The following is a 21,481-nucleotide window of genomic DNA, read 5'->3' on the forward strand; positions in this document are numbered from 1 at the left end:
CAGGGCGCCGCCCCTCCGGGGAGAGGGGCGGCGCGGAACTTCAGGGCAGGGTGGCGTTAAGCGCCGATCTCGAAGCGCACGAAGCGCTTGATGGTCGCGCCGCCCAGGTACTTGGCGACGGTGACGCTGTTGTCCTTGACGAAGTTCTGCTCGGGCAGGACCTTCTCGGAGTAGAACTTGCCGATCTGACCTTCGACGATCTTCTCGACGATCTGCTGGGGCTTGCCCTCGTTCAGCGCCTTGTTCGTGAGGATCTCGCGCTCCTTCTCGATGTCGCTGGAGTTCACCTCGTCACGGCTCAGGAACTGGGGGCGCTCGGCGGCGACGTGCAGGGCCACGTCCTTGGCCTGCGCGTCCGTGCCGCCCTCGAGGTCGACGAGCACGCCGATCTTGCCGTTGCTGTGCACGTACCCGGCCACGGTGCTGCCTTCCACGAAGGCCACGCGGTTCAGGACCAGGTTCTCGCCGATCTTGCCGGCGGCGGCGGCGACGGTGGTCGCCACGGTCTCACCGCTGGGCAGCGTGAAGGAGCGGAACTCCTCGACGTCGCTGGTGCCGGCGCTCAGGGCCGCCTGGGCCAGTTCGGCCACCAGCGCCTGGAAGTCGCTGTTGCGCGCCACGAAGTCCGTCTCGGAGTTCACTTCGACGATGGCAGCCTTGTTGCCGTCCACCACGAAGCGCACGAGCCCTTCCTTGGCTTCACGGTCGGCCTTCTTGGCGGCCTTCACGATGCCGCGCTCGCGCAGCAGCGCCACAGCCTTCTCTTCGTCGTTGCCGGCGTCGGCGAGGGCCTTCTTGACGTCCATCATGCCTGCGCCCGTCAGTTCACGGAGTTTCTTGATTGATTCCAGCATGTCATGCCTCCAGGGTCGGTCCCAGCGTGTGGGTCCGGGTGAGGGGTTCGCCCGGCAGTCCGGGCGTGAGCGTGGGCCGCGGTCGGGGCAGGAGAAAAGGGTGGTCCGAAGCGTTTGCGCCGGACAGCACCCTTCCTCCCGGCCCGGTCCGGGCTTAGTTCTCGGTCTGCTCGGTCTCGGTCGCTTCCGCGGCGACTTCGCCCTCGGCCGCGCCGACGTCCTCGCCGCCGCCACGCGCCTCGACGAGCAGGTCGCCGATGCGGTGCGTGATCAGCTGGATGGAGCGGATCGCGTCGTCGTTACCGGGAACGATGTAGTCGATGACGTCCGGGTCGCTGTCCGTGTCGGCCAGCGCGATGACGGGAATCCCCAGCTTGTTGGCTTCCTGCACGGCGATGACTTCCTTGGTGGGGTCCACCACGAAGATCGCGTCAGGCAGGCGGTTCATCTTGCGGATGCCACCCACGAAGCGCTGCAGACGCTCGCGCTCGGCGGCGAGCTTGATGCGCTCGGCCTTCAGGCGGTCGTTGATGCGGCCGGACTCGAACATCTCGTCGAGTTCGTTCAGGCGGTCGATGCGGGTGCGCATGGTCTTGAAGTTCGTGAGCATCCCGCCGAGCCAGCGGCTGGTGACGAAGGGCATGCCGGTGCGGCGCGCTTCGAGTTCCACGATCTCCTGGGCCTGCTTCTTGGTGCCGACGAACAGGATGACGCCGCCACGCTCGGACAGTTCCTTGATGAAGTCGAAGGAACGGTCCACCTGCTTGAGGGTCTTCTGCAGGTCGATGATGAAGATGCCGTTACGCTCGGCGAAGATGAAACGCTTGAACTTGGGGTTCCAGCGCTTGGTTTCGTGACCGAAGTGAACCCCGGCCTCCAGCAGTTGCTTCATGGAGATGTACGACATGTGAACTCCTGAGCGTTGAAATGTGGGACAAGTTTGCCGTTCTCGTGCCAGCCCAGCGTCATGAACGCCGAAGGTGGGCCAGGCCGGGCGCGACGCTCCAGCGCGCACGGCGGGTCACGGGGGCACCCAAACGGGAATTATACGACATCGGACGCACGGGTGGGAGGGGGGACGCCGGGCGGACAGCTGATGGCAGAAGGCTGATAGCAGATGGCGGATGGTTGATGGCGGATGGCTCAGTGGAGGCTGTGGGCCAGCGCCGAGACTGCCAGCGACTGCCGGGCCTGCTCCATCTGGGCGTCCTCCAGATGCCACGCCGCCGAGAGGGCCGCGTACGCCCCCACCCACGCCAGCAGGCGCGTGCGGTCCAGCCCGGCCTCCTGCGCGATCAGGGCCGACTGCCGTTCCAGCCGCCCCGACGTCAGCGCGTGCGCCAGCGTGGGATTGCACAGCATGTTCGCGAAATCGAAGGTCCGCTCGCCGGTCAGTCCCTTCGGGTCGATCACCAGCCAGCCGCGCTCCGGGCTGCGCAGCACGTTCCCGTGGTGCAGGTCTCCGTGCAGGGGCCGCACGTCACGCTGATCCGCCAGCAGGCGCTGCGCGGTGACCCAGGCCTGCCTGAACACGCCGCCCAGCTCGGCGCTCTCGGCCAACTCCTCGAACCACTCCCAGAGTGTGAGCAGCGAGGATGGATGGTCAGGGCGTTGCTGATGGACTTGGACAGCTGCGCTGCACAGAATCTGTGTCGCTGCGGAATCCTGGTTGCCGAGAGCCATTTCGGCCAGAGCCGGTTCTGGATGTAATCGCTCCATCAGCAGCCCCCGACCGCCCTTGCGGAATACCTGAGCTGCCCCCTGCCCGTCCAGCCACACCATCAGGTCGTAGCCACGGACCTCCACCACACTGCGGGTCACCTTCAGCATCGCCGCCCGGCCCTGCCAGCGCACGGGCATCAGGTCGCTGCTGGTCGTGCGGATCGCCGCGCCGTCCGGTGTCAGATTCCAGCGCATCATGTACCCGTCCAGACCCATAAGCCCAGTCTGCACCCAAAGAGGGACGCCCGGCCGGTGGTGACAGGGCTTACACTCGGCAACTATGGACTGGTTCTACGCAATCGTTTACGGCATCGTCGAGGGCATCACGGAATTCCTGCCGATCAGCTCGACCGGCCACCTGATCCTCACGGGGAACCTGCTGGGCGTCCCGTGGACCAAGGAAGTCAAGGACACCTTCGAGGTCGTCATTCAGGGCGGCGCGATCCTGGCCGTCCTCGCGTACTACTGGAAGGACTTCCTGCAGATCCGCCGCATCGGCACCGACCGCAGCCAGCAGACGCTCTGGCTGGGCGTGCTCGTCGCCTGCATTCCCGCCGTGATCCTGGGCCTGCTGTTCGGGGACGCCATCAAGGCGAACCTGTTCCGGCCCAGCGTGGTCGCCTGGGCGCTGATCGTGGGCGGCGTGATCATCTGGCTGCTCGAGAGCCGCCGCGTCACCCCGAACGTGGACGCCATCGAGAAGATCGGCGTGCCCCGCAGCCTGATGATCGGCGCGGTGCAGTGCCTCGCGCTGCTGTGGCCCGGCTTCTCCCGCAGCGCCAGCTCCATCCTGGGCGGCATGGTCCTGGGCCTCGACCGGCCCACTGCCACCAAATTCAGCTTCTACCTGGGCGTTCCCACCCTGGGCGGCGCGGCCCTGCTGGACTTCATCAAGAGCCGCGACATCCTCGCGGAGATCGGCGTGGGGAACGTGCTGCTGGGCGCCGGCGTGTCGTTCGTGGTCGCGTACCTCAGCATCGGCTGGCTGCTGCGGTTCGTGTCCACCAACACCTTCAAGCCCTTCGCGATCTACCGCGTGGTGGTGGGCGTCCTGATCCTGATCCTGATCGCCACGGGCGTCCTGAGCAACGGCAACCTCGCCTGACCCTGCCCGCCTGACCTGACGCGCCGCTCCTGAATACCGGGAGCGGCGCGTTCGCCATGCAGACCCGCACGCGGCCTGCCAGAATCGGGGCGTGGTTCCCCCCACCCTCTACCGCCCGTTCCTCAGCGGCACCTACAGCGTCTCGGCCGGCCTGTACCGCCTGGGCGCGCAGCCCGTGCCGTGGCTGGACGACCCCGGCCCCGAACAGCACACCTTCACGCTGGACCGCGAGTACCCGCGCCTGATCGCCAGCAAGGCCGCCGCGCACGCCCGCGCCCTGCCCGAGTACGCCGGCGAGGCCGCCCTGACCCCGGACCTGCGGGAGGCCGCGCTGACCTTCACGGCCCGCCAGCTCGCCGCCGACAGCGGGGGAGAGATCCGCTGGGACGGCCGCACCCTGCGCAACACCCTGCTGGGCTGGCAGGCCGACCTGCACCCCCGCTGGAACGCCCTGGAGAACCTGCGGCGCTTTTCCGGCCCCCACGCCGCGCTGGTCGCGGACACCCGGCCCGTGAGCGCCCTGGATTTCCTGGGCCTGAACGCCAGCGAGGACCTCGCCCTGATCGCCCGCGACCCCCACAGCGGACGCGACTGGCTGGCCGCCACGCACGTCCTGAACCCCCAGCACTGGGACCCCCGCGACAAACTGGGCCGCGACTTCGCGCAGGTGCACGCCCCCATTCCCGGCAGCGGCCCCATGAACGCCACCGCGCCCCGCCTGCTGGACGCCGTGATCCACCGCGGCCCGTTCGTGCGCTTCGCCTGGGGCCTGAGCACCACCGACCGCCTCGACCACCACCCCGCCGCGCCGCCCGACGCGGACCGCGACCCGCGCACCCGCTTCGACCCGCACGGCACGTTCCTGCGCGTGGAACGCCAGACCCTGACCGGATTCCCGCACGCGAACGGGGCGCTGTTCACCATCCGCCCCTACACCCACCCGCTCACGCAGGCCGTGCAGAACCCCGCCCACGCCCGCGCCCTGGCGGCCGCCCTGCACTCCATGACCCCCGCGCAGACCGACTACAAAGGATTAACGCGGCTCCGGGACGACCTGCTGACCTGGCTCGACACCCAGGCCCTACACTCGACCGTGTGAACCGCGCCGCGCCCACCCTCGCCGCCCTGCTCCTGAGCGGGCTCCTGACTGCCCTGCTGGGAGCCTGCGACCTGCCCCAGGATTCCCAGGTCACCCAGTCCCAACCCACCCAATCGCAGCCCGCCCCATCAAGGCCCGCCCCGCCCGCCTCCACCCGCGACCCGCACAGTGGCCTGCGCTGGATCGCCGCCCGCGACCTGCCCCGCGAGGGACAGACCCTCCTGACCCGCATCGCCCAGGGCGGCCCCTACCGCTACAGCAAGGACGGCAGCACCTTCGGGAACCGCGAACGCCTCCTGCCCCGCCAGAGCAGCGGCTACTACCGCGAGTACACCGTCCCCACCCCCGGCGAGAACGACCGGGGCGCGCGCCGCATCGTCTGCGGCGGCCAGCCCCGCACCACCGAGTGCTACTACACCCCCGACCACTACGCCAGTTTCAGGAGAATCCACCCATGATGCAGGTCTTCGACGAAGCGCCCCAGGGCATCCAGACCGCCCCGCACGAACCCCGCATCCTTGCCGCCGGCCACCAGGTCAGCGTCCGCGAAATCAACCTCGGCGCCGCCCACGACAAGACCAGCCTCATGCTCGCCTTCCTGACCGGTCTGGGCCTGCGCGACACCTTCGGGCAGAACTGGGACGCCCTGTACGACGTCCTGACCGACCCCGACCAGCGCCCGGACCGCCTCGCGCTGCTGCTGTGCGACCACGCCCACTTCCGCCGCCGCCACCCCCACCTGAACGCCGACCTCGAACGCGTCCTGCTGGACGCGCAGGCCGAAGCCGCCCGTACCGGCCGCGCCCTGTGGCTGCTCAGCGAGGAACCCGACAGCGACACCCGCCACTGGTGACCCCAATCCCCCTGATACGGACTGCCGTTTGTTTCGCCGACAATCCGGAAGTTCACCGGATTGCCAGCTCCACGTCCGGAGGGGCGTTTTTCTCCTGCTCTGCGGCGCAGCTCTCCGAGTCGCATCCGCTCGGATTCCGAGTCCGTATGACAAGAGGTGAAACGAGCATGCGCCCGGAATCACCAGGGACGCCCGCCACGGCCACATTCGGTCCCACCCTCACCGGCCCGCCCTTGCCGTGGCCGGTGCGGGTGATCATGCGGGCCGCGCTGCGCGTCCGGGCCTCCCTGCAGGGCAAGCGGTGAGCGGCCCACCCCCTGGGACCAGCGAGAGTACAGACCTGATCCTGTCCTACGGCCCGGCCTTCCCGTGACACTTCGCCCTGGCGTGCGCGCGGCTGTTCCTGGCGGTCCCCTCTCGCCGCGTTCCGTGGGCACGCTGGGCGCTGACCGGCGCGTCCGTGCTGGCCCTGACCGTGACGGGCGTCCTGCGGGCCGCCACCGGCAGATGTCAAAAGCAAGAACCCCCGTCCTGGACGGGGGTTTTCCTGGTGGGTCGTGTAGGACTTGAACCTACAACCCGCTGATTAAAAGTCAGCTGCTCTACCGATTGAGCTAACGACCCAGCTGGTGTTCGCCTTGTGCGTGCCGTGTGGGCGCGTTCTCAGCGGGAGTGAGTATATGTGGCGCGTGCCGGAGTGTCAACACCCGCCCCGGCTGTGGCGCGGGGCGGGTGCGGCGGGTCAGCGTTTCAGGCTGGGGGGCACGTTGGGCATGCGGGGGGGTTTCATGCCCTTGGCGCCGGGGCCGCTCATGCGCTGGAGCATCTTCATCATGTCCTTCATCTGCTCGTGCATCTTCAGGAGTTTGTTGATGTCCTGCACGGTGTGGCCGCTGCCCGCCGCGATGCGTTTGCGGCGGCGTCCGTCGATGATCTTGGGGTTGCGGCGTTCCTTGACGGTCATGGAGCTGATCATCGCGTCGATGCGTTGCAGCTGCTTCTCGTCGATGTTGAAACCCTCGGGCAGGGCGCGGCTCATGCCGGGAATGAGCTTGAGCAGGTCGCCGAGGGGTCCCATCTTGCGGATCTGCCGCAGTTGCACGAGCAGGTCCTCGAGGTCGAAGTCGCCGGGTTTCTTGACTTCCATGGCCTTCAGGTCGGCCTGCTGGGCGCGTTCGATCAGGCCGAGCACGTCGCCCATGCCGAGGATGCGGCCGGCGACCCGGTCGGGGTAGAAGGGTTCCAGGCCCGCGATCTTCTCGCTGACGCCCGCGAAGTAGATGGGTTTGCCGGTCACGGTGCGGGCCGAGAGGGCCGCGCCGCCGCGCGCGTCGCCGTCCATCTTCGTGATGATCAGGCCCGTGACGTTCACGCGCTGGTCGAAGGTCTGCGCGACATTCAGGGCTTCCTGGCCGGTCATGGCGTCCACGACGAGCAGGCTCTCGGTGGGCTGCATGGCGGCCTGCAGGTCGGCCAGCTGATCCATGAGCGCCTCGTCGATCTGGAGGCGGCCGGCGGTGTCCACGATCACGAGGTCGCGGAAGTCGGTCTTCAGGTGCTCGTCCACGCGGCGTTTCGTCTCGGCGGGACTCTCGCCGTCCGCGACCTTCAGGACGGGCACGCCCACCTGCTTGGCGAGGACTTCCAGCTGGTCACGTGCGGCGGGACGCTGCGTGTCGGCGGCCACCAGCAGCACGCGGCGGCCCTTGCTCTTGTAGTGCGCGGCGAGCTTGCCGGTGCTGGTGGTCTTCCCGGCCCCCTGGAGGCCGACCATGAACCACACGTTCCCCTCGTTCTTCAGTTCGGGTTGCGCGGCCTTGCCGCCGAGCGTCTCGATCAGTTCGTCGTGCACGAGTTTCACGACGGTCTGCCCGGCGTTCAGGCTGCCCTCCACGGACTGCCCGACGGCCTTCTCGGAGACGCGCGCCACGAAGTCCTTCGCCACGCCGAAGTTCACGTCGGCTTCCAGCAGCGCCATGCGGATCTCGCGCATCGCGGCCTTGACCTGCGCCTCGGTCAGCTGGCGTTCCTTACCCACCCGGTCCAGGATGTCCTGCAACTTGTTGCCCAGGGACTCAAACATGCTGTCACGCTACCACGCAGCCCCATGTGCGTCTGTGCCGTGGGTGCCGACTGCTACGCTGCCCGGCATGGGTAAACTCGTGCGCGACCGCATCCCGGACCTCTTCGGTGGCCAGACCCGCCTGCTGAATGGGGAGGAGTACCGCGCCGCGCTGCGCGCCAAGCTCGAGGAGGAGGTCGCGGAGTACCTGCAGTCCAGTGAACCCGAGGAACTGGCGGATGTGCTGGAGGTCCTGCGCGCCCTGGCCGCCCTGCACGACCTGACCCCCGGGGATCTGGAGGCCCTGCGCCGCGCGAAGGCGGACGCGCGGGGTGGCTTCGCGGGCCGGGTGTGGTGGACGCCAGCCTAACGCCCGTTAGGCAGGGCGCGCTATGCTGCGCGCATGCAAAGAGCAGTGATCGTCGCGGCCAGCCGCACGCCCACCGGGAAGTTCCTCGGCAGCCTCGAGAGCGTCAGCGCCGTCGACCTGGGCGCCACCACCCTCCGTGAAACCCTGCGCCGCAGCGGCCTGGACGCGGCCCTGATCGAGGAAGTCATCATGGGGCAGGTCGTGCAGGCGGGCAGCGGGCAGAACCCCGCCCGGCAGGCCGCCCTGAAAGCCGGACTGACCCACGAGGTCGGGGCGCTGACCATCAACAAGGTCTGCGGCAGCGGCCTGAAAGCCGTCATCCTGGCCGCGCAGAGCATCCGCGCCGGCGATCAGCACGCCGTCCTGGCCGGGGGCATGGAAAGCATGAGCAACGCCCCGCACCTGCTGCCCGGCGCGCGCAAGGGCTACCGCCTGGGCCACGCGCAGGTCCTCGACGCGAACACCCACGACGGCCTGTGGTGCTCCATCAACGACGAGGGCATGGGCCTGACCGGTGAACGCGTGGCCGAGAAGTACGCCATCACCCGCGAGGAGCAGGACGCCTACGCCACCCAGAGCCACCGCCGCGCCATCGCCGCGCAGCAGGCAGGCCGATTCACGGACGAGATCGTCCCCGTGACCGTCAAGGGCCGCAAGGGAGACACCGTTGTCGACACCGACGAGGGCCCCCGCGCCGACACCAGCGAGGAGACCCTGGGCCGCCTGAAACCCGCCTTCAAGAAGGACGGCAGCGTCACTGCCGGAAACGCCCCCGGCCTGAACGACGGCGCGGCCAGCCTGATGGTCGTCAGCGCCGACTTCGCCCAGGCGCACGGCCTGACCCCCCTGGCCGAGATCATCGACTACGCCACGGGCGGCCTCGCGCCCGAGTGGGTCATGATGACGCCCGTTCCCGCCACGCAGAAACTCCTGAATAAACTCGGCTGGCAGGCGGGCGACGTGGACCTGTGGGAACTCAACGAGGCGTTCAGCGTCCAGAGCCTCGCCGTCGCCCGCGAACTCGGCCTGGACCCCGCCCGCGTGAACGTGAACGGCGGTGCGGTCGCCCTCGGCCACCCCATCGGCGCGAGCGGCGCACGCATCCTCGTCACCCTCCTGCACGCCCTGAAACAGCAGGACAGGGAAACCGGCGTCGCCACCCTGTGCATGGGCGGCGGCAACGGCCTCGCCCTGGCCGTCAAGCGGGTGTAAGGACACGTGAACGAAGCAAGAAAAGTGAGGGGCCGCCCCCGAACGTCCAGCCAGAGAAAGCGGGTAGGCTGAGCACCATGACGACCCTGTGGATCATCGAGAGCACCTACCTCAAACCCACCGACGAGATCGCCAAGGTCACGCCCGCCCACCGCGAATGGCTCGACCAGCACTACCGCAGCGGCGTGTTCCTCACCAGCGGCCGCAAGGTCGACAACACCGGCGGCGTGATCGTCGCGCAGGCCGACACCCTGCAGGACCTCGTGGACCTGTTCGACCACGACCCCTTCGTCCAGTCGGGCTGCTCCCGCTACAGGTACACCGCCTTCAACCCCGTCAAACGCGGCAAAGCCGTGCAGATCGAGGGCGTGCCGCTCGTCGAGTGAATCTGGACGGACTGACGTTTCAGGTCGGCCCCCTCACAGTGACCGTCCATCAGGGCCGGGTGCCCGACGGAACGGATTCTTGGGATGCGAACTGGCTGGACGTTGCCGCCGAGGTCGACCTGCCCGGACAGGCCTGGGTGCGCGCCACTGGACCATTCCTGATGACCAGCGACCTCGCCGGGTTCCTGCCGGAGTTGCGGCGCATGCACGAGACGCTGACTGGAACGGCCGACCTTCATCCCCTGGAGCCGGATCTGAGGGTGCACCTCGAATGCGGTTCCACGGGGCAGCTCCTCACAGAGATTGAATTGACTCCAGACCACCCGACCCAGAGTCACATCTTCGAGCTAGAGCTGGATCAGACGTACCTGCCCGGAATCATCCGGCAGTTGGACACCATTCTCGAGCGTTTTCCCGTCCGGGGCAGACCGGACTGAACAGGAGTTCCCATGAAATTCGGAGTGATCGGAGCTGGACAGATGGGCGGCGGCATCGCGCAGGTCGCCGCGCAGAGTGGATTTACCGTGGTCGTGCAGGACGTGAAGCAGGAGTTCCTGGACCGGGGCCGCGTCGTGATCGAGAAGTCAGTCGCGAAACTGCACGAGAAGGGCCGCTTGACGGACACGCCGGACGTGATCCTGGGCCGCATGGAGTTCACGACGGACCTGAACGCCTTCGCGGACTGCGATCTGGTCGTGGAGGCCATCGTGGAGAACGAGGGGGTGAAGGCCGACCTGTTCCGGCAGCTGGGGCAGATCGTGAAGCCGGAAGGCATCCTGGCGAGCAACACGAGCAGCATTCCGATCACGGCGCTCGCAAGTGCGTCGGGCCGCCCGGAGCGGTTCATCGGGATGCATTTCATGAACCCGGTGCCGCTGATGCAGCTGGTCGAGGTGATTCGCGGCTACAGCACCAGCGACGAGACCGCGCAGGTCGTCACGCAGACCGCCGAGCGGATGGGGAAGACCCCGCTGGCCTGCAACGACTTCCCGGGTTTCGTCAGCAACCGCATCCTGATGCCCATGCTGAACGAGGCCATCCAGTGCGTCATGGAAGGCGTCGCGGAACCCGAAGCGATCGACGGGATCATGAAACTCGGCATGAACCACCCCATGGGCCCCCTGACCCTGGCGGACTTCATCGGACTGGACACCTGCCTCGCCATCATGGAAGTCCTGCACAAGGGGCTGGGGGACGACAAGTACCGCCCCAGTCCGCTGCTGCGCAAGATGGTGCAGGCGGGCCTGCTGGGCCGCAAGAGCGGACAGGGCTTCTACACGTACTGACGGCCGCCGCCCCCCTGTCCCCGTCCGGTCCGGCTGGTCCGCGCCGGCCTGTCACCGCAGGCGGATGACCTGTCGAGGCCGGGTGCCCGGCCAGAATGTTAGGTTGGGCAGGTCGCCCCGCCCTGACTGCGCCGCCCCGGACTGCACGCAGCCGCCTGCCCCCTCCCCCCCTCCCCATTCCGGCCTTTTTTCTCTTGAGCCCCTGGAGCCTGCATGTTCAAACGCACCTGGTTGACCGTCACTGCCGCCGCCCTGTCTCTCACCGCCATCACCGTCCCCAGCACCGCCAGCGCCGCCGACGTGACGCTGGGCCTGAACAGCAGCCTCGGCCTGGGCTGTCAGGTGGCTGGCGTGCGCGCCGGCATCCGCGCCGACCGCGTCGGCGTGTACGGGCAGGGCTCCTTCTGCGCCAGTAACGTCCAGGGGCAGTCCGGCGTGGCGTCGTTCGGGCTGGGCCTCTCGGTCGACCTGTTCCGCAGCGGGAATTTCACGACCTACGCCCTGGCCGGACTGGACACCGTCCGGAACAATGTCGCGTTGCACGCGGGCGTCGGGGCGCGTTACGGGCTGGCGCTGGTGCCGGCCGAGGCGTACCTCGAGGCGGGTGTCCAGCGGATCAACACCTCGCTGCAGGCCATCACCGGGCCCCGCCTCGCGCTGGGCGTGAACTACCGCGTGAACGTGGCCAACCTGCAGGGCACCCTGCCTGCCGCGTCGGGCAGCGGCGCTGCAGAGGCGGAGGCCGCGCCGGTCGCCTGCAACCTGACCCCGGAAGCGGACCGCGCCAACGCCAGGGACGCCGCAGTGAACGCGGCGAACGAGGCCATCGCCGCCGCACTGGGAGCGTACTCGGCGGTGTACTCCAACGTGAGTTTCTCGGTCAGTGCGGGGGCCGCCAGTGTCAGCGGCAACAACGCCCAGGTGGTCGGCAGCGTGACCCTGTCCGGCACGCAGAACAGCAACGGTGAGCGTGTCAGCGGGACGTACGGCGGCACCATCAACCTCGTGCGTACCGGATGCGGCTGGGCCGCCACCGGCTACTCCCGGAACGACTGATCGCCCCGGTCCACCCCGGGCGGCGTCCCTGACGGCCAACCGGGGTAGGACCGGTCAGCGCCCCCGCTGGTGGTACTCGGCGTTGGGTGTGAAGCCCAGGGCGCTGCTGACGCGGTTGGTCATGTTGAACATACCGGTCACCTGGGTGGCTTCCAGGATCTCGTGATCGTTCAGACCCGCTGCGCGCAGCGGGGCCAGGTCGCGTTCGGTCATGTCGGCGGGCGTGCGGGTCAGTTTCTCCGCGAACGCGCACAGCGCCGCCTGCCGTTCCGTGAGGGCCGCGTGCCGCCAGTTCACGGCGACCGTGTCGGCCCAGGCGGGGTCGCCGCTGTACTCGCGCAGGGCCGCGCCGTGCGAGACGGCGCAGTACACGCAGCGGTTCACGCTGCTGACGGTCACGCCGATCAGTTCGCGTTCCGTGTGGGTCAGGTGCCCGTCGCGGTTGACCAGGGTGTTGAAGTCGTTCCACCATGCCAGGAACGGCTCGCCGTTCAGGGCCTGCGCGCGGAACACGTTCGGGACGAAGCCCAGGTTCGCCTCCGCTTTCGCCCAGAGTTTCTGCACGCCCTCGTGCGCGGACTGCTCGTCCGGCACGGTCAGCCAGGAGATTCGGTTCATGGTCCGCCCAGAGTAGGACATGCGGCGTCTGGGGGCGTGGCATCATCGGCGGGTGCTGCCCTCCCGCGCCGAGCTGATCAGCGTGCCCATGTACGCCAACGTGTTCCTGCTGACCACCCCGCGCGGCCGCCTGCTGGTCGATACCGGCACGGTCGTGCACGCGCCGCGGTTCCTGCGGCTGCTACGGTCGTTCCGGCCGGACGCGCTGCTGGTCACGCACGCGCACCCGGACCATGCGGGCAGCGCGTTCCTGGCGGCGCGGGCGGGCCTGAACGTGCTGGCGCACCCGCTGGAGCACCCGGCGCTGCTGGGGGAGGTGCATGACCTGCCGTACCCGGCGGGCCGTCCGGGCGTGGGGCGGCTGGTGTCGCGGGCGCACCCGAACGTCCGGGCGTCGGCGTTGCGGGCCGCGCTGCCGGGGCAGGACGTGCTGGGCTGGGAGGTCGTGCACCTGCCGGGCCACACGGCCGGGCAGATCGGGTTGCGGCGCGGCGGCGTGCTGATCGCGGCGGACGCCGTGGTGGGTGGCCGTGACGGCGCGCACCTGCCCCGCGCGGCGTACAACCACGACCACGCGCAGGCCCTCGCCACCCTGAAGGCGGTGGCGGGCATGAACTTCCGCGAGATCTGGCCGGGTCACGGGGGCGTCCTGACCGCCGAGCAGGTCCAGACCCGCGCGGGAAGAGTGGACCGTTGAAAGTCGATGGTTGACGGCAGGGAACGCGCCCCCCTCCATCCACCATCGACTTTTGACCTTCTACGGGTTTACTTCTTGGGTTCGTCGGCGACCTGTCCGGTCACGCCAGGCACGACCCAGGCCATGCTGTTCAGTTCGCCGATGCTGGCGACCTTCCCGGCGGGGACGCGCAGGATGCCGTTGCGGTCCTTGATGGGGCCGGTGAAGGGGTCGAACTTGCCACCTTTTTCCATCTCGGTTTTCAGGGCCATGACGCGGTCGTACACGGTGGTTTTCTTGCCGGCGACGGTGATGGTCCTGGCTTTCAGGGCCGGCACCCACTTGGGGTTGATGGCCATGCCGTCCTGCGCGCCGAGTTCCACGCTGCCGCCGCGCAGCAGGTTCCAGTAGTCGACGTTCTGGAGGTTCTTGGTGGTGTACGTGCCGGTATGCACCTTGGTCAGGAAGTCGATGTAGATCCGCTCCCAGTGGACCAGCTGGCCGCTGACGACGTAGTCGGGCGCGAACTTGTACATGGCGGTGTAGTGCGCGAACACCGGGATCTTGCGCGCCCCGGCGGTCTGCACGACGGTGGCGGTGTCCTCGGTGAAGGCCAGGGCGCCGGCGCCCTCGCTGATCAGGCTCTCGGCGGCCTCGCGGGCCTTGTTCGGGTCGAACCACGCGTTGATCCACTTGACGCTGACGGTCGCCTTGGGGTTCACGGCGCGTGCGCCCAGCGCGAAGGCGCTGATGTGACGTTTGAGTTCCGGGACGGGGAACGCGGCGACGTACCCGAGCTTGTCGCTCTTGCTGACGGCGGCGGCCATCATGCCGTTCAGGTAGTACAGCTGGTAGAAGTCCGCCATGTACGTGGCCATGTTCGGGGCGCGTTTGAAGCCGCTGGCGTGCGCGAAGATCACGTTCGGGTACTTCTTGGCGGCCTCGGCGGTCTGGTCCATGAACCCGAAGCTGGTGGTGAAGATCACCTTGCAGTTGTCCTTCACGAGGCGGTCGATGACGGGCGTGGCCTGACCCTCGGGCACGCTCTCCACGTACTTGGTTTCCAGCCATGGCAGGGCCTTCTCGCTGAGCTTGCGGGCCTGGTCGTGCGCGTAACTCCAGCCGATGTCACCCACCGGGCCGACGTAGATGAAGCAGGCTTTCAGCTTGGCGCTCTGCTGGGCCTGCGCGGCGGGGCTGAGGGCCGTTCCGAGCAGGGCCAGGGTGAGGGGCAGGACAGCAGTCATCGTTTTCATCATGGAAGGACCTCCGGGCGGCCAGGGAAGGAACGCCACCACGTGCGTTCATTGTGCCTTCATTTTGTTCCCAGGAAAAGGGACAGGCTGACAGAAACCCCGGGCAGCCGCGCTGGCAGGGCGACCACCCCCTGCATTCTGTTCCGTGAAACCCGGCCACTGTGACGCCGCACGCGGCACTTGAACCGATTACGCCCACAATGCGTATACCTGGACAGGAGGGCACCCATGACCGACCCACGCACCCCCGAGGACCACACGCCCGACACCCAGACCCAGGACGGGCCGCGCCGCATCCTGACGCCCGGCAGTGACCTGAACCCCCGCCGTGAATTTCTGCGCAGCGCCGCTCTGTTCACCGGCACGGTCGCCGCGCTGGGTGGCGGCCTGGAGGTCCTGACCCGCCGCCCCGGTGCCGGCAGTGCCGAGGCGCAGACCGCCGACCCGTTCAGCCGCCCCGACCGGCCCCTCGGGCCGTACGACACCGACGAGAAGGTCACGTCGTACCAGCAGGCCACCACGTACAACAACTTCTACGAGTTCGGCACCGACAAGAGCGACCCGGCCCGACTGGCCCGCAGCCTCAGACCCCGCCCCTGGACGGTCCGCATCGACGGCGAGGTCCGCAAGCCGCAGACCATTGACATCGACACGTTGCAGTCCTGGTTCCCGCTCGAGGACCGCATCTACCGCATGCGCTGCGTGGAAGGCTGGAGCATGGTCATGCCGTGGCTGGGCTTCCCGCTGGCCGGCCTGATCCGCCGCCTGGAACCCACCGGCAAGGCCAAGTACGTGCAGTTCACGGCGCTGCTGGACCCCAAGCAGTTCCCCGGTCAGAAACAGCAGGTGCTGCAGTGGCCGTACGTGGAGGGCCTGCGTCTGGACGAGGCGCTGCACCCGCTGTCGTTCATGGCGGTCGGGCTGCACGGCCGCACGCTGCCCGGCCAGAACGGCGCGCCGCTGCGCCTGGTCGTTCCGTGGAAGTACGGGTTCAAGAACATCAAGAGCATCGTGCGGATCACCCTGACCGAGAAGCAACCCCAGACCACCTGGGCGCTGGCCGCCCCGCAGGAGTACGGCTTCTACGCGAACGTGAACCCGGCCGTGCCGCACCCCCGCTGGAGTCAGGCGACCGAGCGGCGCATCGGGGAACTGGGCCGCCGCAAGACCCTGCCGTTCAACGGGTACGCCGACGAGGTCGCCGGGCTGTACCGGGGCATGGACCTGCGGAAGAACTTCTGACCGTGACCCGCCCCGCCCCCGCCACACCCGCCCGCCGGCCCCCGGCCCGCCTGGGCTGGCTGGTCCCGGCCGTCACGGTCGGCGGCCTGCTCCCGGTCGCCGTGCTGATCCTCGACGCCCTGAGCGGCGCACTGGGTGCCAATCCCATCCAGCGCGCCACCCTGCAGACCGGCCTGCTGACACTGGCGCTGCTGATCCTGTCGCTGGCCTGCACGCCCCTGCGCCTCCTGACCGGCTGGACGTGGCCCGCCCGCATCCGCAAGACGCTGGGCCTGCTGGGGTTCGGGTACGCCGCGCTGCACTTCCTGATCTACCTGTTCGACCACTCCTTCGACCTGACCCTGATGACCGAGGACGTCCTGAAACGACCGTTCGTCACGGCCGGATTCACCGCCCTGCTGCTGCTGGTGCCGCTGGCCCTGACCAGCACGCCACGCGCCGTGAAACGCCTGGGATTCCAGCGCTGGACGCGTCTGCACCAGCTCTCCTACGTGGCGGTCAGCCTGGGCGCCCTGCACTACTACTGGGGCGTGAAGAAGGACCACACGCCGCCCCTGATCTACGCCGCCGTGATCGCCACGCTGTTCCTGATCCGCTTCCTGAAACGCCGCCCGGCCCGCCCCGGAACCCGCGCCGCGAAGACCTGACGCTGTCCGCCAGCGCAGACCTACCCCGACACAGCCCCCAGCCTCCTGGCCGGGGGTTCGTTCATGCCGGACCTTGAACCCCCGGCACCCAGGCGCACGTACCCAGGGTGACGCCCCACGCACACCGGAGGTCCCCCATGAACCGACTGCCCACCCCCACGACCCTGACGACCCTGGCGGCCGCTGCCCTGCTGACCCTCGCGCCGCCCGCGCAGGCCGTGACCGCGCGGACCGTCACGGTGACCTCCGTGACGACCGGGCAGACACCCCCCGAACTGACCGGCGGCCCCTGGCTGAACACCCCCGCCCCGCTGACCCTGGCGGGCCTGAAAGGCCGGGTGGTGCTCGTGAACTTCTGGGTGTACTCGTGCGTCAACTGCCATAACAGCCTGCCCACCCTGAAAGGCTGGTACGGGCAGTACCGCTCGCAGGGCCTGGAAATCATCGGCGTGCACACCCCGGAATTCGAGTCCGACAGACCTACCGCCAGCGTGCAGGCCGCCCTGAAGGCGGACGGCGTGACCTGGCCGGTCGTGCAGGACAACGCGCTGCGGAACTGGCGCGCCTGGGGCATCCGGGCGTGGCCGACGTTCCTGCTGCTCGACCGTCAGGGCCGCGTGCGGTACTCGCACCGGGGCGAGATCAGCGCCCGCTTCCCGCAGGCCATTCCGGGCCTGGACGCGCAGATCCGGGCGCTGCTGGCCGAGAAGTGATACGGATTCCGTTTATTTCGTTGACAGATCGGAACACCACCGATCTGCCAACTCCACGTCCGGAATCCGTTTCTCTCGCACTCGCATCCGCTCGGATTGAATGGACTGCAAAGCCCATTCAATCGGAGTCCGTATGATCCCGGCGCTGCTACTGGCCGCCTCCCTCAGCGCGGCCCCATCTGTCCCGGCCCTGCTGGTCAGCGTGCGCCCGCCGCCCGGCGTGGGGTTCAACGTGCGCGGCCCGTCGCTGATCACCGTTCAGGCCGGAACGTACCGGCAGCAGTTCCCGCTGACCGGCGTGCCCGACCCCACGTACCCGGACGCCTTCCGCGCCGTGCGGCCCGTGACCGTGCGGCTGCCCGCCCGCCTGCGCGGCCCCGTGACCCTGCGCGCCCGCCTGTTCCTGTGCGACCGTGTCAGCGGCGTCTGCACTCTGCAGGAACACACCCGCCGCGTGACCCTGAAGGCCGGAACGACCGTGCCCGTGGTGCTGCAATTGCCAGCGAAAAGGTGACGCTGGGGCAGACAGGGAAGAGGCCCGGTGTACGAATACGCCGGGCCTCTCCCACTTCCTGCTCCCTACTGACTGTCGCCCGTTCTCAGCGTTCGCCGCGCACGTACGCGCGGCCCAGCGCGGCGGGCGCATTCCCGGCCTGACCGCGCACGCCTGCCAGGGCCAGGACGACCAGCACGAGAATGAACGGCATGGCGCTGAAGACCTCGGTGGGAATGGGGCTGTTGCCCTGAAGGCGGAACTGCAGGTAGTACAGGAACCCGAAGAACAGCGCCCCGGCAATGGCCCGCAGGGGCCGCCAGCCGACGAAGATCACCAGGGCCACGGCAATCCAGCCCAGCCCGGCGGTCATGTTGTCCGCCCACGAGGACCGGTACGACAGTGACAGGAACGCCCCGGCCAGTCCGGCGAGGGCGCCGCCACCCATGACGGCCAGCACGCGGATCAGGCCGACGTTCACGCCCAGCACGTCGGCGGCCGCCGGGTTCTCGCCCACCGAGCGCAGCGTCAGGCCCGAGCGGGTGGCGCCCAGCCAGAAGGCCATCGCGCCCGCCAGCAGCAGGGCCGCCACCGTGAACGGACTGACCGTGAGGCCGCCCATGGACAGGTCGGCGACCTTGTTGAACAGCGGCAGGCCCTCGAACCGCTTGCCGAGCAGGCCAGCGGCGCCCGTGCCGATCAGGGCGAGCGCCAGGCCACTGACGAACTGGTTGGCGCGCAGCGTGATGGTCGCGACGGCGTGCAGCAGGGCCAGAGCCGCGCCCGCCAGCATGGACGCGCCGACCGCCAGCCACAGGTTCGCGTCCGGACTGCTGGCGGCGACCGCGAAGGCCGCCAGGGCGCCCACGGCCATCAGGCCCTCGACGCCCAGGTTCACGACCCCGGCGCGTTCGTTCAGGATGGCGCCCAGGCAGGCGAGCAGCAGCGGCGTTCCGACCGCCAGGGCGCGCACGAGCGCCTCGGTGAGTACGTTATCCATGAGACACCTCGGGCTGAGCGGGGCGCGGGCAGCGGACCGCAGTGGGGGAGGGGTGGCCTGTCACGCGCGGCCCCACTGCACGCGGTGGCGGATGAAGACCTCGCTGGCGATCAGGCACAGCAGGATCACGCCGCTGAACACGTCCACCACCCGGAACGGGAGGTTCAGGTCGATCTTCAGGATGTCGCCGCCCGCCAGGATCACGCCCATCAGCGGCGCAGTGATCAGGCACAGCGCCGGGTTGCCGCGCGCCAGCCACGCGACGATCACGGCCGTGAACCCGTACCCGAGGCTGATCTGCCCTGCCTCCAGCAGGCGGTGGTGAATCCCGGCGACCTCGCCTGCACCGGCCAGCCCGGCGACGCCGCCGGTGATCAGCGCGACCAGCAGGGCCACGCGGCCGCTGCTGAGGCCCGCGTAGCGCGCCGCGCCCGGGTTCTCGCCGACCACGCGCAGCGCGTACCCGAACGTGGAACGCGACAGCACCCACTGCAACCCCAGCGCGACGGCCACGCCCAGCAGCAGCGTGGGCCAGTGCACCTGCGAGCCCGGCAGCGTGGGCAGGGACGTGCTGGCCGGGAAGGTGTCGGTGTAGATGTACCCGCGCACGTCCTTGCCCTTCCACGGCCCGGCGATCAGGTACGTGACGAGCGCCACCGCGATGTAGTTGAGCATCAGCGTGGACAGGATCTCGTTCACGTTCACGCGCCGCAGCGCCGCCGCGATCAGCGCCCACAGGCCCCCGCCCAGAAAGCCCGCGACGAACACGGCCGGCAGCAGCAGCGGTCCCGGCAGCGGCACGAACAGCGCCGTTCCGGCCGCGAACACCGCGCCCAGCAGCAGTTGCCCCTCCGCGCCGATGTTGAAGAACTGCGCGCGGAACGCCAGGGCCAGCCCCGCCCCGATCAGCAGCAGCGGAATGGTGCGCCGCCCCACCTCGCCCAGGCCGGTGGCGTCGCCCAGCGTGCCGCGCAGCATGGTGCCGTACACCTCGCCCGGCGCGTGCCCGGACAGCGTGAACACCAGCGCGCAGATCAGCAGGGCCGTCACCAGCGACGCCAGCGTCACCAGCGCCGCGCGGGCCGTGGACGGCGCACTCAGGGCCACGAACCTCACGCCACCACTCCCTGATCTGCACCGGGAACGCTGTGCGGGTGCGCGCCGCCCATCAGCAGGCCCAGCGACTCACGCGTCACCCCGGACACCGGGAACGGCCCCAGCAGCGAGCCGCCCACCATGACCGCCACGCGGTCCGACAGGCTCAGCAGTTCATCCAGGTCCTCGCTGACCAGCAGCACGCCCGCGCCCTCCTGCGTGCGCTCCAGCAGCACCCGGTGCACCTGATCGGTCGCGCCGATGTCCAGCCCGTACGTGGGGTGCACGGCCAGGATCAGTTTCGGCTGCCCGGCCAGTTCGCGCGCCAGGATCAGCTTCTGGATGTTCCCGCCCGACAGCAGCCGCGTGGGCGTGTGGATGCCCGGCGTGGCGACCGCGTACGCCTCCACCTCGCGCCGGGCGCGGTCGTCGGTGGCGCCCAGGTCGCGGGCCAGTCCGCGTGCCAGTGGCGGCCGCGCGAAGTCCCGCAGCGCGAGGTTCTCCGCGACCGTCATGGTCGGCACCGTGCCGCTGTGAATGCGGTCCTCCGGGATGTGCGCCACGCCCGCCCGGAACCGCCCGGCGGCGTCCCCGCCCAGCGGCTGACCGTCCAGCGTGACCGTGCCCGTCGCGCCGTGCAGGCCCGCCAGGACCTCGACCAGTTCGCTCTGGCCGTTCCCGGCGATGCCGGCCACGCCGAGCACCTCGCCCCGGCGCAGCTCGAAGCTCACGCCGCGCAGGGCCGGCAGGCCACGCGCTCCCTGCGCACTCAGGTCACGGACGCTCAGCAGCGCGCCCGCCTCCGGGCCGGGGCCGTCCGCGCGTTTGCGGGTGAAGTCCACGCTGCGGCCCACCATCAGTTCCGCGAGGCTCTCACGGGTCGCGCCCAGCGTCGGCACGCCGCCCACGACCTTGCCCCGCCGCAGCACCGTCACACGGTCCGCGACGGCCAGCACCTCGTCGAGCTTGTGAGAGATGAAGATCAGGCTGCGCCCGTCCGCCTTCAACTCGCGCATCACGCGGAACAGCCCGTCGGCCTCCTGCGGGGTCAGCACGCTCGTCGGCTCGTCCAGAATCAGGACCCGCGCGCCGCCCAGCAGCGCCCGCACGATCTCCACGCGCTGCTTCTCGCCCGGCGACAGGTCCGACACCCGCGCGTCCGGGTTCACTTCCAGCCCGTACCGCGCCGAGAGTTCCCGCACGCGGCCCGCCACGCGCCGCGCCGGGAACAACCCGCCCGCGCCGCCCAGCGCCAGATTCTCGGCCACCGAGTGCCGCGACACCAGCAGCGGATGCTGCGGCACCAGCCCGATCCCGAGCCGCAGCGCCTGCGCCGGACTGCCGATCCGCACGGCCCGCCCGTCGAGTTCCACCGCGCCCTCGTCCGGCTGGTACAGCCCGTACAGGATCGAGATCAGCGTGCTTTTCCCCGCGCCGTTCTCGCCCAGCAGGGCCAGCACCTCGCCCGCGTGGACGGTCAGGTCCACCGCGTCGTTGGCAATCACGCCAGGAAACCGTTTGGTGATGCCGCGCAGCCGCAGCGCAGGGGGCGCGCTGGACGCACCGGTGGTCGAAGCAGAAGTCTGTGTCACGCAGTCAGGTCCTTTGTGAGGGGCCGGTGCCGCTGCCCCCCACGCTTGTTCCGACAGCGTAGGGCAAACCCGCCCCGCCGCGCACCCCCTGCCCAGCCAGGGCGGCCCTCAGCGCCACCCGGAAGGGCGCCGGCCCCCGCCGAC

General features: G+C 69.3%; 24 protein-coding genes and 1 tRNA gene. 15 read left to right on the top strand and 10 right to left on the bottom strand.

The window, feature by feature from the left end:
• Positions 1 to 56 precede the first annotated feature (56 nt).
• From tsf to ABDZ66_RS14425, 3 genes are all read right to left on the bottom strand, one after another.
• The gene (gene tsf / locus ABDZ66_RS14415) at positions 57 to 854 is read right to left on the bottom strand and encodes a translation elongation factor Ts (protein WP_343760249.1); all 798 of its coding nucleotides are present in this window, start codon (positions 852 to 854) and stop codon (positions 57 to 59) included.
• 154 nt (positions 855 to 1,008) lie between these two features.
• Positions 1,009 to 1,761, bottom strand: a complete 753-nt coding sequence (gene rpsB / locus ABDZ66_RS14420) for a 30S ribosomal protein S2 (RefSeq protein ID WP_343760251.1) — start codon at positions 1,759 to 1,761, stop codon at positions 1,009 to 1,011.
• Between the two features lie 236 nt (positions 1,762 to 1,997).
• Positions 1,998 to 2,792 (bottom strand): aminoglycoside phosphotransferase family protein, encoded by a 795-nt coding sequence (locus tag ABDZ66_RS14425; protein WP_343760253.1) that lies wholly within the window; start codon positions 2,790 to 2,792, stop codon positions 1,998 to 2,000.
• Between the two features lie 64 nt (positions 2,793 to 2,856).
• On the opposite strand from ABDZ66_RS14425, the gene ABDZ66_RS14430 reads away from it, so the two are divergent.
• The 4 genes from ABDZ66_RS14430 (at position 2,857) to ABDZ66_RS14445 (ending at position 5,633) form a co-directional block, all read left to right on the top strand.
• Positions 2,857 to 3,681 (top strand): undecaprenyl-diphosphate phosphatase, encoded by an 825-nt coding sequence (locus ABDZ66_RS14430; protein ID WP_343760255.1) that lies wholly within the window; start codon positions 2,857 to 2,859, stop codon positions 3,679 to 3,681.
• Between the two features lie 91 nt (positions 3,682 to 3,772).
• Positions 3,773 to 4,780 carry a heme-dependent oxidative N-demethylase subunit alpha family protein gene (locus ABDZ66_RS14435; protein ID WP_343760257.1) on the top strand — a complete coding sequence of 336 codons (1,008 nt, stop codon included), beginning with the start codon at positions 3,773 to 3,775 and terminating at the stop codon, positions 4,778 to 4,780.
• Positions 4,777 to 5,238, top strand: coding sequence for a guanyl-specific ribonuclease (locus ABDZ66_RS14440; protein ID WP_343760259.1), 462 nt, complete (start codon positions 4,777 to 4,779; stop codon positions 5,236 to 5,238). The genes ABDZ66_RS14435 and ABDZ66_RS14440 overlap by 4 nt, the downstream gene beginning before the upstream one ends.
• Positions 5,235 to 5,633: a barstar family protein gene (locus ABDZ66_RS14445; protein ID WP_343760261.1), complete on the top strand. Its 399-nt coding sequence runs from the start codon at positions 5,235 to 5,237 to the stop codon at positions 5,631 to 5,633. Before ABDZ66_RS14440 ends, ABDZ66_RS14445 begins: the two co-directional genes overlap by 4 nt.
• 548 nt (positions 5,634 to 6,181) lie before the next feature.
• Here the strand turns inward: ABDZ66_RS14445 and ABDZ66_RS14450 are convergent.
• A tRNA-Lys gene (locus tag ABDZ66_RS14450) sits at positions 6,182 to 6,257 on the bottom strand.
• A gap of 118 nt (positions 6,258 to 6,375) precedes the next feature.
• On the bottom strand, positions 6,376 to 7,716 hold the full coding sequence (ffh, locus tag ABDZ66_RS14455; protein WP_343760263.1) for a signal recognition particle protein: 1,341 nt from the start codon (positions 7,714 to 7,716) through the stop codon (positions 6,376 to 6,378).
• 67 nt (positions 7,717 to 7,783) lie between these two features.
• Between ffh and ABDZ66_RS14460 the strand changes: the two genes are divergently transcribed.
• From ABDZ66_RS14460 to ABDZ66_RS14485, 6 genes are all read left to right on the top strand, one after another.
• Complete coding sequence (locus ABDZ66_RS14460; protein ID WP_343760265.1) at positions 7,784 to 8,065, top strand: nucleoside triphosphate pyrophosphohydrolase; 282 nt, start codon at positions 7,784 to 7,786, stop codon at positions 8,063 to 8,065.
• Between the two features lie 33 nt (positions 8,066 to 8,098).
• Positions 8,099 to 9,277, top strand: coding sequence for a thiolase family protein (locus tag ABDZ66_RS14465; RefSeq protein ID WP_343760267.1), 1,179 nt, complete (start codon positions 8,099 to 8,101; stop codon positions 9,275 to 9,277).
• Positions 9,278 to 9,354: 77 nt separating this feature from the next.
• Complete coding sequence (locus ABDZ66_RS14470) at positions 9,355 to 9,663, top strand: YciI family protein (RefSeq protein ID WP_343760269.1); 309 nt, start codon at positions 9,355 to 9,357, stop codon at positions 9,661 to 9,663.
• A 38-nt stretch (positions 9,664 to 9,701) separates the two neighbouring features.
• Entirely contained in the window at positions 9,702 to 10,100 is a 399-nt protein-coding gene (locus ABDZ66_RS14475; protein ID WP_343760271.1) for a WapI family immunity protein, read from the top strand.
• 12 nt (positions 10,101 to 10,112) lie between these two features.
• Positions 10,113 to 10,949 (top strand): 3-hydroxyacyl-CoA dehydrogenase family protein, encoded by an 837-nt coding sequence (locus ABDZ66_RS14480; protein ID WP_343760274.1) that lies wholly within the window; start codon positions 10,113 to 10,115, stop codon positions 10,947 to 10,949.
• Between the two features lie 213 nt (positions 10,950 to 11,162).
• A complete protein-coding gene (locus ABDZ66_RS14485; protein ID WP_343760276.1) occupies positions 11,163 to 12,005 on the top strand; it encodes a hypothetical protein in 843 nt (280 codons plus the stop codon).
• A 54-nt stretch (positions 12,006 to 12,059) separates the two neighbouring features.
• On the opposite strand, the gene ABDZ66_RS14490 is transcribed toward ABDZ66_RS14485, so the two are convergent.
• Positions 12,060 to 12,623 carry a peroxidase-related enzyme gene (locus ABDZ66_RS14490; RefSeq protein WP_343760279.1) on the bottom strand — a complete coding sequence of 188 codons (564 nt, stop codon included), beginning with the start codon at positions 12,621 to 12,623 and terminating at the stop codon, positions 12,060 to 12,062.
• A gap of 52 nt (positions 12,624 to 12,675) precedes the next feature.
• Here ABDZ66_RS14490 and ABDZ66_RS14495 point away from each other — a divergent pair, with 52 nt between their 5' ends.
• Positions 12,676 to 13,320, top strand: a complete 645-nt coding sequence (locus ABDZ66_RS14495) for an MBL fold metallo-hydrolase (protein ID WP_343760281.1) — start codon at positions 12,676 to 12,678, stop codon at positions 13,318 to 13,320.
• A gap of 68 nt (positions 13,321 to 13,388) precedes the next feature.
• Here the strand turns inward: ABDZ66_RS14495 and ABDZ66_RS14500 are convergent, their stop codons facing one another.
• Positions 13,389 to 14,558 carry a BMP family ABC transporter substrate-binding protein gene (locus tag ABDZ66_RS14500; RefSeq protein WP_343760283.1) on the bottom strand — a complete coding sequence of 390 codons (1,170 nt, stop codon included), beginning with the start codon at positions 14,556 to 14,558 and terminating at the stop codon, positions 13,389 to 13,391.
• Between the two features lie 225 nt (positions 14,559 to 14,783).
• Here ABDZ66_RS14500 and msrP point away from each other — a divergent pair, with 225 nt between their 5' ends.
• From msrP to ABDZ66_RS14520, 4 genes are all read left to right on the top strand, one after another.
• Positions 14,784 to 15,797, top strand: a complete 1,014-nt coding sequence (msrP, locus tag ABDZ66_RS14505) for a protein-methionine-sulfoxide reductase catalytic subunit MsrP (RefSeq protein WP_343760285.1) — start codon at positions 14,784 to 14,786, stop codon at positions 15,795 to 15,797.
• Between the two features lie 2 nt (positions 15,798 to 15,799).
• Positions 15,800 to 16,444 (top strand): protein-methionine-sulfoxide reductase heme-binding subunit MsrQ, encoded by a 645-nt coding sequence (locus ABDZ66_RS14510; protein WP_425544435.1) that lies wholly within the window; start codon positions 15,800 to 15,802, stop codon positions 16,442 to 16,444.
• A 137-nt stretch (positions 16,445 to 16,581) separates the two neighbouring features.
• Positions 16,582 to 17,157, top strand: coding sequence for a redoxin family protein (locus tag ABDZ66_RS14515; RefSeq protein ID WP_343760287.1), 576 nt, complete (start codon positions 16,582 to 16,584; stop codon positions 17,155 to 17,157).
• 133 nt (positions 17,158 to 17,290) lie between these two features.
• Positions 17,291 to 17,671, top strand: a complete 381-nt coding sequence (locus ABDZ66_RS14520; RefSeq protein ID WP_343760288.1) for a hypothetical protein — start codon at positions 17,291 to 17,293, stop codon at positions 17,669 to 17,671.
• Between the two features lie 85 nt (positions 17,672 to 17,756).
• Here the strand turns inward: ABDZ66_RS14520 and ABDZ66_RS14525 are convergent, their stop codons facing one another.
• From ABDZ66_RS14525 to ABDZ66_RS14535, 3 genes are read right to left on the bottom strand one after another with little or no spacing between them, the layout of a single operon-like run.
• On the bottom strand, positions 17,757 to 18,650 hold the full coding sequence (locus ABDZ66_RS14525) for an ABC transporter permease (RefSeq protein ID WP_343760290.1): 894 nt from the start codon (positions 18,648 to 18,650) through the stop codon (positions 17,757 to 17,759).
• A 60-nt stretch (positions 18,651 to 18,710) separates the two neighbouring features.
• A complete protein-coding gene (locus tag ABDZ66_RS14530) occupies positions 18,711 to 19,766 on the bottom strand; it encodes an ABC transporter permease (RefSeq protein ID WP_343760291.1) in 1,056 nt (351 codons plus the stop codon).
• Positions 19,763 to 21,337, bottom strand: coding sequence for an ABC transporter ATP-binding protein (locus ABDZ66_RS14535; RefSeq protein ID WP_343760293.1), 1,575 nt, complete (start codon positions 21,335 to 21,337; stop codon positions 19,763 to 19,765). The genes ABDZ66_RS14530 and ABDZ66_RS14535 overlap by 4 nt, the downstream gene beginning before the upstream one ends.
• Positions 21,338 to 21,481 lie beyond the last annotated feature (144 nt).

Source organism: Deinococcus depolymerans (genome assembly GCF_039522025.1).
Taxonomy (GTDB): Bacteria; Deinococcota; Deinococci; order Deinococcales; family Deinococcaceae; genus Deinococcus; species Deinococcus depolymerans.

Excerpts from the sequence above, each read along its gene's own strand:
- tsf (WP_343760249.1), bottom strand. The coding sequence starts at position 854 with ATGCTGGAATCAATCAAGAAACTCCGTGAACTGACGGGCGCAGGCATG.
- rpsB (WP_343760251.1), bottom strand. The coding sequence starts at position 1,761 with ATGTCGTACATCTCCATGAAGCAACTGCTGGAGGCCGGGGTTCACTTC.
- ABDZ66_RS14425 (WP_343760253.1), bottom strand. The coding sequence starts at position 2,792 with ATGGGTCTGGACGGGTACATGATGCGCTGGAATCTGACACCGGACGGC.
- ABDZ66_RS14430 (WP_343760255.1), top strand. The coding sequence starts at position 2,857 with ATGGACTGGTTCTACGCAATCGTTTACGGCATCGTCGAGGGCATCACG.
- ABDZ66_RS14445 (WP_343760261.1), top strand. The coding sequence starts at position 5,235 with ATGATGCAGGTCTTCGACGAAGCGCCCCAGGGCATCCAGACCGCCCCG.
- ffh (WP_343760263.1), bottom strand. The coding sequence starts at position 7,716 with ATGTTTGAGTCCCTGGGCAACAAGTTGCAGGACATCCTGGACCGGGTG.
- ABDZ66_RS14460 (WP_343760265.1), top strand. The coding sequence starts at position 7,784 with ATGGGTAAACTCGTGCGCGACCGCATCCCGGACCTCTTCGGTGGCCAG.
- ABDZ66_RS14465 (WP_343760267.1), top strand. The coding sequence starts at position 8,099 with ATGCAAAGAGCAGTGATCGTCGCGGCCAGCCGCACGCCCACCGGGAAG.
- ABDZ66_RS14470 (WP_343760269.1), top strand. The coding sequence starts at position 9,355 with ATGACGACCCTGTGGATCATCGAGAGCACCTACCTCAAACCCACCGAC.
- ABDZ66_RS14480 (WP_343760274.1), top strand. The coding sequence starts at position 10,113 with ATGAAATTCGGAGTGATCGGAGCTGGACAGATGGGCGGCGGCATCGCG.
- ABDZ66_RS14485 (WP_343760276.1), top strand. The coding sequence starts at position 11,163 with ATGTTCAAACGCACCTGGTTGACCGTCACTGCCGCCGCCCTGTCTCTC.
- ABDZ66_RS14490 (WP_343760279.1), bottom strand. The coding sequence starts at position 12,623 with ATGAACCGAATCTCCTGGCTGACCGTGCCGGACGAGCAGTCCGCGCAC.
- ABDZ66_RS14500 (WP_343760283.1), bottom strand. The coding sequence starts at position 14,558 with ATGATGAAAACGATGACTGCTGTCCTGCCCCTCACCCTGGCCCTGCTC.
- msrP (WP_343760285.1), top strand. The coding sequence starts at position 14,784 with ATGACCGACCCACGCACCCCCGAGGACCACACGCCCGACACCCAGACC.
- ABDZ66_RS14515 (WP_343760287.1), top strand. The coding sequence starts at position 16,582 with ATGAACCGACTGCCCACCCCCACGACCCTGACGACCCTGGCGGCCGCT.
- ABDZ66_RS14520 (WP_343760288.1), top strand. The coding sequence starts at position 17,291 with ATGATCCCGGCGCTGCTACTGGCCGCCTCCCTCAGCGCGGCCCCATCT.
- ABDZ66_RS14525 (WP_343760290.1), bottom strand. The coding sequence starts at position 18,650 with ATGGATAACGTACTCACCGAGGCGCTCGTGCGCGCCCTGGCGGTCGGA.